The organism is Synechococcus sp. B60.1, from assembly GCF_047462555.1.
Classification (GTDB): Bacteria; Cyanobacteriota; Cyanobacteriia; order Thermostichales; family Thermostichaceae; genus Thermostichus.
In genome coordinates this window covers 1-1625 of record NZ_JANSJN010000196.1, presented here as the reverse complement: position 1 = coordinate 1625, position 1625 = coordinate 1, and the positions used below count along the sequence as shown (strand labels likewise).

Genomic DNA, 1625 nt, shown 5'->3' with positions numbered 1-1625 from the left:
TGAAAGCTACTTCGCACAAGTCAGGTATTTCCTAGCCTGGCTGCTCTAGCCTATCTAGCAACAGCTTTCTGATGCTCCCGACCGCCGTGGCAGACCCCACCCAACCCAGAACAAATCCCGCAAAGCAGCAGCTTCTGCTGAAGCTTGCTGGCGTTTTGGGCGTGGCCGTTCTTGTTTTTTGGGCAGCCCATCGATTGGGATTTTTTGAAGTTATTCAAGACTGGTTCGCCGAGGCTCTGGGCTGGGTGGAAGGCTTGGGGCCGGTGGGGCCGGTGCTTTTCATTGCCATCTACATTGTGGCCACTGTGCTGCTTCTGCCGGCTTCGGTGCTGACCTTGGGCGCAGGGGCTGTGTTTGGGGTGCTGGCTGGGGCTTTGTACGTGCTGATTGGGGCAACCATTGGAGCCAATTTGGCCTTTCTCATTGGGCGCTACTTGGCGCGGGAACGGGTGGCCAGATGGATCGAGGGCAATCCCCGGTTTGCGGCCATCGATCGGGCGGTGGGGCGCGAGGGATCGAAGATCGTCGGCTTGATTCGTCTGTCGCCCGCCTTTCCCTTTAATCTGCTCAACTACGCTCTGGGACTGACCCAAGTTTCTTTTCTGAATAACCTGCTGGGCACCGTCGGGATCGTGCCGGGCACCTTTATGTATGTGTACATCGGCTCGCTGGCGGGATCCCTGGCCAACAGGGAAGGCCTGGATCCCCAAGCGCAAATGGTTCAGTGGGCCGTTCGCCTTGTGGGCCTCATCGCCACCGTAGCTGCCACCGTCTACATCACCCGTGTGGCTCGGCAAGCCCTACGGGAAGTGATGGAGCCTGTCTAGGCCAATCCAAGTCAGGTTTGAACTGGGGAGCCCGCGGGGGGTTAGCAGCGTCCACCCTTGCGCAGAGGCTTAGCCAACCAGTTGGCAGAGGGTCTCTTGTCTTTCTCGGTCTTGTTCGGCCAGTTCCTGGATGGCCCGTTGGTACACCTGGGCGGGTGTGGATCCCTGGTTGACCTGCTTCAGCCAGCGCTGGGCCTCATTGCCTTCCTGGAGCAGGGTTTGCAGGGGAGCCAAGAAGCAACCCAGCCCCTGGGGCTGGCCCAGGCGCCACGCTTCGGTCAGCAGCTCTTCAATCCACTCCTGGGCTAAGCATTCCCGGCCGGTGCGCCAGTCGATCAGCCGAGCTTGCAGGGACTCACGGGCAGCAGCCTGCTCGTTGGCCTCGCAAAGACTCTCCAGCTCCGCTGGGGTAAAGGGCCCCCCCAAGGGATCCAGGGCCTCCGGGTGGGATAGCAATTGCCAAAGGCGGGCCTCCACCAAGGCGGTGATGGCCAGGATCATCACCGGATCTGCCACCAGGTCGCAGATGCGCAGCTCCACTCGGTTGAGGCGATAGGGCCGCTCCGGGCCGTTGGGCCGCACAGAAGCCCAGAGGTGGCGTACATTCTGCATCGTGCCCAGGGCCAGTTGCTCCTGCATCCAGGTGATGTAATGGGCGTGATCCCGGAAGAAGGGCACCTGGGCCGGCGTTTTAGGAAACACCTGCCAACGGCTGGAATGATAGCCCGTTACCTGGCCGTCCAGAAAAGGAGAAGAAGCGCTCAGGGCCAAATAAAGAGGGGCTTCCGCCCGCAATAG

At 60.9% G+C, this 1625-nt stretch carries 2 protein-coding genes; one reads left to right on the top strand and one right to left on the bottom strand.

The window, feature by feature from the left end; translation table 11 throughout:
- Positions 1-194: 194 nt before the first annotated feature.
- Positions 195-827, top strand: coding sequence for a TVP38/TMEM64 family protein (locus NW863_RS12960; RefSeq protein WP_414366858.1), 633 nt, complete (start codon positions 195-197; stop codon positions 825-827).
- A gap of 69 nt (positions 828-896) precedes the next feature.
- On the opposite strand, the gene gshA is transcribed toward NW863_RS12960, so the two are convergent.
- Positions 897-1625 (bottom strand): glutamate--cysteine ligase (gene gshA, locus NW863_RS12955; RefSeq protein WP_414366856.1); only part of this gene is annotated, 729 nt, incomplete at its 5' end.